The sequence below is a fragment of the Clostridium acetireducens DSM 10703 genome (assembly GCF_001758365.1).
In the GTDB taxonomy this organism is placed as follows: Bacteria; Bacillota; Clostridia; order Clostridiales; family Clostridiaceae; genus Clostridium_C; species Clostridium_C acetireducens.
The window spans coordinates 1-6212 of sequence record NZ_LZFO01000059.1 but is presented as its reverse complement, the minus strand read 5'-3'; the positions used below and the strand labels follow the sequence as shown (position 1 = coordinate 6212).

At 27.8% G+C, this 6212-nt stretch carries 5 protein-coding genes; all 5 read right to left on the bottom strand.

Annotated elements, in window-relative coordinates:
* Positions 1 to 109: 109 nt before the first annotated feature.
* The gene (locus tag CLOACE_RS11300) at positions 110 to 814 is read right to left on the bottom strand and encodes an LON peptidase substrate-binding domain-containing protein (protein WP_070111354.1); all 705 of its coding nucleotides are present in this window, start codon (positions 812 to 814) and stop codon (positions 110 to 112) included.
* A 76-nt stretch (positions 815 to 890) separates the two neighbouring features.
* Complete coding sequence (lonB, locus tag CLOACE_RS11295) at positions 891 to 2570, bottom strand: ATP-dependent protease LonB (RefSeq protein ID WP_070111353.1); 1680 nt, start codon at positions 2568 to 2570, stop codon at positions 891 to 893.
* Between the two features lie 101 nt (positions 2571 to 2671).
* A complete protein-coding gene (clpX, locus tag CLOACE_RS11290; RefSeq protein ID WP_070111352.1) occupies positions 2672 to 3970 on the bottom strand; it encodes an ATP-dependent Clp protease ATP-binding subunit ClpX in 1299 nt (432 codons plus the stop codon).
* A gap of 19 nt (positions 3971 to 3989) precedes the next feature.
* Positions 3990 to 4622 carry an ATP-dependent Clp endopeptidase proteolytic subunit ClpP gene (gene clpP, locus CLOACE_RS11285; protein WP_278287500.1) on the bottom strand — a complete coding sequence of 211 codons (633 nt, stop codon included), beginning with the start codon at positions 4620 to 4622 and terminating at the stop codon, positions 3990 to 3992.
* A gap of 46 nt (positions 4623 to 4668) precedes the next feature.
* On the bottom strand, positions 4669 to 5976 hold the full coding sequence (gene tig, locus CLOACE_RS11280) for a trigger factor (RefSeq protein ID WP_070111350.1): 1308 nt from the start codon (positions 5974 to 5976) through the stop codon (positions 4669 to 4671).
* Between the last annotated feature and the right edge of the window lie 236 nt (positions 5977 to 6212).

The following is a 6212-nucleotide window of genomic DNA, read 5'->3' as shown; positions in this document are numbered from 1 at the left end:
CTTGACAAACCCATGCACTCCATCTCCTGTTATTATTAAGATGGGCTTAAGGCTGATTTTGACTATTGTCAGTCCTATTCTACATGATTTTTTCACAGGGGTGTTGCATTTAATATTGCAATTTAAGTTCTTTTAAAAAATATTCCTTTTGCACTTTATCTATTTGACTTTTTACTTTTAATCCTATTTTTTTTTCTAATTTTAATATTTCAACTTCATTTTTTAAAATAATAATTAGCTGTTCTAATCTTTCATTTATTTCATAAGCATCTAATAGTTTTTGCTTTTTTTCTTGTTCTAAAATTAAATATGAACTAATAACATCACACAATCTTCCAAGGTCATCTATATCATCTAAATTCATTATTATTTCTGGCGGTATATTTCCTGCTAACTTTACATAATCATAAAATACTTTCTTTACTGTTCTTACTAAAGCTTCGCTTTCTTTGTCGTATTCTTTTTCATCTTCTAATAATTCTATTTCTACTTTTAAAAATGAATCTTTCTCAACATAATTTATTATTTTAGCTCTATTTTCACCTTCCACTAGTACTCTAACAGTATCTCCTGGCAATTTTAATATTTGTTTTATATTAGATATAACTCCTATTTCGGCTATATCTTTTTCTTCTGGATCATCTATCTTAGCTTCTTTTTGTGCAGCTAAAAATATTTTTTGTCCATTTAACATAGCTTCTTCTAAAGCATTTATTGACTTTGTTCTTCCTACATCAAAATGTAAAACCATATATGGAAATATTGTTAAACCTCTTAGCGGAATTAACGGAAGGATCTTTATTTTCTTATTCATACTTCTCCCCTCACTTTTATAATTAAACTAAATATATAATTAGACTAATATATTATAACCATAAAATCCTTATTTTTCAATTAATATTTAAGGATTCTGCTGATAAAATATCTGCATTTAATTTTATATCATTTAAATTATTATTTATATTATCAATCATTAAACTTTGTTTAATAACCTCATCTATATTGCTAACTGGTATAACTTTAGCTTCCTTTATACAAGAAAATTTATTGCTCCAATTTTCCATAGGAATTATTATTTTTTTAGCTCCTCCTCTAATACCAGCCTGTATTTTTGCATTTATTCCGCCTATAGGCTTTACTTCTCCATGAAGCGACAATTCTCCAGTCATTACTGTACTATTATCTACATACAAACCTGTTATAGCACTGTATATAGCTGTAGCAATGCTAATTCCTGCAGAAGGTCCATCTACAGGTATACCTCCTGGAAAATTCACATGTATATTATAGTTATTAAAATCTATATTAAACTTTTTTTCCAAAACAGTTATAACATTTTCTATAGAACATATTGCAGTACTTTTTCTTTTAAGTTTTCTATTTTGACTATTTAATTCCTCTTCTTCTATTATACCTGTTACTTTTAATTCTTTTTTTACTGAAGTTTTAATTGCAATAGCCTCTATTTCCATAATAGTACCTACATTAATTCCATTAACTGCTAATCCATTTACATATCCTATTTTAGGTTTTTTACCCACTTTTTTATCTAATTTTAATGAATACTGTCCATTTTCTATAACTAGTTCCACATCTTCTAATAATATATAGTCTCTATGCTCATTTAAAGCAATTCCAGAAGCAATTTGAACTAAATTTATAGCTTCTCTTCCACTATCACAATACCTTACTATCATATTGCAAGCTTTATCATCTATTTTATAATTTATCTTTTTACAAGAATTTTTAACTATTTTTCTTATTTCTTCTGGAGTTAATGCTCTAAAAAAAACTTCCATACATCTTGACCTCAATGCAGATGGTATTTCTTCAGGACCTTTAGTAGTAGCACCTACAAGTCTAAAATCTGCTGGAAGTCCCTTTTCAAAAATTTCTTTAATATATAAAGGCATATTGTTATCTGATGAACTATAATAAGAACTATCTAAAAATACTTTTCTATCTTCTAATACCTTTAATAATCTGTTCATTTCATTAGGATGTAATTCTCCTATTTCATCTATAAATAAAATACCTCCATGAGCCTTAGTAACTGCTCCTGGTTTAGGTTGAGGTATTCCTGCTTTACCAAATTTTCCTGCACCTTGATATATAGGATCATGTACTGAGCCTATTAAAGGATCTGCTATTCCTCTTTCATCAAATCGTACAGTAGTAGCATCTATTTCTATAAATTTTGAATTCTTATTGAAAGGACAATTTTTCTGTTTTTTAGCTTCTTCCAAAATAAGTCTAGCTGCTGCAGTTTTTCCCACACCTGGAGGACCGTATATTATAACATGTTGTGGATTTGGACTACATAAGGCAGCTTTTAATGTTTTTATTCCTTTATTTTGACCAATAACTTCTTTAAAAGAAGTTGGTCTACTTTTTTCTGAAAGTGGTTCTGTTAATTTTATTTTTCTTAATTTATTTAATTTCTCCATCTCTTTTTTGCTTTCTTTATCAATTATTATCTTATTTGATTGCTGTTTTTTCAATGCATTTAGAAAATAAATTCCAATAACTATATTAAAAAACATTTGTATTATTAATATAATATTTATCATACTAAATCAACCCCTTTATATTTTAAGTATATTTTTAGTATGAACTATTACTTTATTCTATATTCTTCCTAAATAAAAAAGAGCAATAAAAATTGCTCTTTTTATGCTGTTTCAGGGTCTTTTCTAGTTTTAGATTTTTTTACTTTTAAAGGTGTCCTTTTTGCTCCATTTTCTGTAGTTATTAATTTTGACTGTTTAGTCTTTAGTGTTTCATCTGTAACTATTACTTTTACTATGTCTTCTCTTGAAGGTATTTCAAACATTATATCCTTCATAATTTCTTCTATTATAGCTCTAAGACCTCTTGCACCTGTGCTCCTTTCAATAGCTTCTTTTGCTATTTCTTCTAAAGCACTTTCCTCAAATTCTAACTCAACATTGTCTAATTCAAATAATTTTTTGTATTGTTTTACTAAAGCATTCTTTGGTTCAGTTAAAATACGAATTAATGAACTCTTATCTAAAGCCTCAAGAGTTACTATAATAGGAATTCTTCCTATAAACTCTGGAATAAGACCAAATTTTAATAAATCTCCAGGCATTATTTGTTTTAATATTTCTCCTATATCTATTTCTTTCTTAGATTGAACTTGAGCTCCAAAACCTATAGAACTATCTTTTGTTCTCTTTTCTATTATTTTATCTATACCATCGAAAGCTCCACCACATATAAATAATATATTTGTTGTGTTTATTTGTATAAATTCTTGATGAGGATGCTTTCTTCCACCTTGAGGTGGCACAGAAGCTACAGTTCCTTCAAGTATTTTTAATAATGCTTGTTGTACTCCTTCTCCTGATACATCTCTAGTTATTGATGGATTTTCTGACTTTCTTGCTATTTTATCTATTTCGTCTATATATATTATTCCTCTTTCTGCTTTTTCTATATCATAATCTGAATTTTGTATTAACTTTAAAAGTATGTTTTCCACATCTTCTCCTACATAACCTGCCTCTGTTAATGTAGTAGCATCTGCTATAGCAAAAGGAACATTTAAAAATTTTGCTAATGTCTGAGCTAATAAAGTCTTTCCTGATCCTGTAGGTCCTAATAATAGTATATTACTTTTTTGTAATTCTACATCATCATCAGTAGTCATATTATTTGAATTTATTCTCTTATAGTGATTATAGACTGCTACTGATAATGATTTTTTTGCTTCGTCTTGACCTACAACATATTGATCAAGATACTGTTTTATTTCTTCAGGCTTTGGTAATGAACTAATATCTATTTGTATATCATCTTCAAATTCATCGCTAATTATTTCAGAACATAATTCTATACATTCATCACATATATATACGCCTGGTCCTGCAATAAGTCTTCTAACTTGATCTTGTGTTTTACCACAAAATGAACATTTTAATTGTTTTTTTTCATCACTTTTGGACATCATTACACCTCTCTAGGCTTTATTTCTTTTTTATCATAATTTCGTCTATTAAGCCATATTCTTTAGCTTCTTCTGGTGTCATAAAGTTATCTCTTTCTGTATCTCTTTGTACTATTTCTAATGGCTGACCTGTTCTTTCACTTAATATTTGATTTAATTTTTTCTTCATATCAAGTATTCTTTTAGCATGAATTCCTATATCAGTTGCCTGACCTTGGAATCCTCCTAATGGCTGATGTATCATTATTTCACTATTTGGAAGAGCAAATCTTTTTCCTTTTGCACCGGCTGTAAGAAGAAAAGCTCCCATTGAAGCAGCCATACCAACACATATAGTTGAAACATCTGGCTTTATATATTGCATTGTATCATAAATAGCCATACCTGAAGTTATAGATCCTCCTGGACTATTTATATACAAGAATATATCCTTATCTGGATCTTCTGCCTCAAGAAATAATAATTGTGCAACCACCAAGCTTGCTGTAACATCATTAACTTCTTCACTTAACATTATTATTCTATCTTTTAAAAGTCTAGAATAAATGTCATAAGATCTTTCTCCTCTACCAGTTTGCTCAACTACAACAGGTACTAAACTCATAATTCTCTCCTCCTTTTTAGTATTCTTAAAATTATATTTAGTTAAAATTAGTTGCCAGAACTATTTTCCTGGCAACTAACTTCATTTTATTATATTATGCTACAATTTTACTACTGTCAACCAACATTTTTATAACTTTTTCATTAACTACATCAATCTTGAAGTATTCTTTTTGAGCATCAAGTATCATTTTAGCTGTTTCATCAATCTTATCAGCTTTATCTCCTGAACTATATTTTTTAGTTAATTCTTTAGCTTTTTCTAAAAGTTCTTCTTCTGAAGCTTCAATTTCTTCTACTTTAGCTATTGCTTCTAATACTAATTCCATTTTTACTTTTCTTTCTGCTGATTCTTTCATATATTCTCTTAATTTGTCTTCTGTAGTATTTGCATATTTATAATATGTTTCAAGATCCAATCCTTGATATCTTAATTTCATTTCTAAATCTTTTATCATTGAATCTATTTCTTTGTTTATCATAACTTCTGGAATATCTACTTCACAGTTGTCGCATACTGCATTTATTATTGCTTCTTCTAATTCTCTTTCTTCTCTTAATTTATTTGATTCTTCGATTTTTTTCTTAATATCTTTCTTAAGTTCATCTATTGTGTCAAATTCTGAAACTTCTTTTGCAAATTCATCGTCTATATTTGGTAGTTCTTTTATTCTAATTTCTTTAACTGTAACTTTGAAAGTAGCTTTTTTTCCATTTAAATCTTCTCTTCCATATTCTTCTGGAAATGTTACTATAATATCTTTATTTTCGCCTTTTTTTGCTCCTATTAATTGATCTTCGAAATTATCTATAAATGTACCTGAACCTATTTCTAGAGGAAAATCTTTTCCTTCTCCTCCTTCAAATTTTTTTCCATCTATGTATCCTTCAAAGTCTATTACAGCTATATTTGATTTTTCTATAACTCCATCATCTTCTTTTGCTTGAATTCTTGCATTTTTTTCTTGCATCATTTTTAATTGTTCTTCTACATCTTCATCATTTAACTCATAGGTAACTTTTTTAACTTCTACTCCTTTATAATTTCCAAGTTTTACTTCTGGAGTAACTGTTACCTTAGCAGTATATACAAAATCTTCCCCTTCGCCTATTTTTACTATATCTATTTCTGGATAATCAACTGGTTTTAATTTATTTTCTTCTACTACTTCAGGATATGTATTATCACAACAAATATTTATTGCATCTTCATATAAAACTCCTTCTCCATAATATCTTTTTACTACATTCATTGGAGCTTTACCTTTTCTAAATCCAGGTACATTAAATCTCTTTGCATTTTTTTTGAATGCTTCTTTCATAGCTTCATTAAATTTTTTTGCCTCTACTGTTATTTCTAATTTCACAATATTATTTTCTAATTTTTCTACACTTGCGTTCATTATATATTCCTCCTAATCCGATAAATCCTTATATTAACCATAATATTATAACATATATTTTAAATTAATAATACACCTTATACAGCTTAATTAAATACTGAATATTAAAGGTTCATTGTAAAATTAAATGCAACAGATAAAAAATATTAAAACCATAGTGAAAATCATGTATGATATAGGTGTTGAGTATAAACATACAGGAGGTTTTCACTATGGTTCATGATACTGATTATAAC

Coding starts and splice junctions, on each gene's coding strand:
- CLOACE_RS11300 (WP_070111354.1), bottom strand. CDS start 814: ATGAATAAGAAAATAAAGATCCTTCCGTTAATTCCGCTAAGAGGTTTA.
- lonB (WP_070111353.1), bottom strand. CDS start 2,570: ATGATAAATATTATATTAATAATACAAATGTTTTTTAATATAGTTATT.
- clpX (WP_070111352.1), bottom strand. CDS start 3,970: ATGTCCAAAAGTGATGAAAAAAAACAATTAAAATGTTCATTTTGTGGT.
- tig (WP_070111350.1), bottom strand. CDS start 5,976: ATGAACGCAAGTGTAGAAAAATTAGAAAATAATATTGTGAAATTAGAA.